Origin of the sequence: Staphylococcus simiae, from assembly GCF_002902085.1 — a bacterium.
Taxonomy (GTDB): Bacteria; Bacillota; Bacilli; order Staphylococcales; family Staphylococcaceae; genus Staphylococcus; species Staphylococcus simiae.
In genome coordinates, this window is the sequence record NZ_PPQR01000080.1 from 1 (window position 1) to 560 (window position 560).

Below are 560 nucleotides of genomic sequence, written 5' to 3' on the forward strand. Positions count from 1 at the left end.
CTTCCATCAATGACGATATTATCAATTGGTGTGTTCACTTCTTTTGTTTGATCATCGATCGCTTTTACTGTTGGAGCTGTCGTATCCACCACTGTAATTGTGAATTTCGTCTCTGTTGTGTTTCCTTCGCCATCTGTTGTTGTCACAGTCACTGGATATGTGCCTACAGTCGTTGGACTGCCACTAATTGTGTTCGTTGCTTCATCAAACGTTACACCTTCTGGTAAGCCACTCACACTATTTGTCACTGGCTGACCACTGTTGTCACTACCGTCAATAACGATATTATCAATCGGTGTGTTGACCTCTTTCGTTTGATCATCAATATCTTTCACCGTTGGTGCTGTCGTATCTACCACTGTAATAGTAAATTTCGTCGTTGTTGTGTTGCCTTCAGCGTCTGTTGTTGTCACTGTGACTGGGTATGTGCCTACCATTGTTGGACTGCCACTAATTGTGTTAGTTGCTTCATCAAAAGTTACACCTTCTGGTAAGCCACTTACACTATTTGTCACTGGTTGACCACTGTTATCTTGACTATCGATAACGATATTGTCGAT

Annotated in this window: 1 protein-coding gene; it reads right to left on the reverse strand. The window is 42.0% G+C overall.

Going from position 1 to position 560, the window contains the following annotated elements; genetic code table 11:
• Positions 1 to 560 (reverse strand): Ig domain-containing protein (locus CD113_RS09970; protein ID WP_206167420.1); only part of this gene is annotated, 560 nt, incomplete at both ends.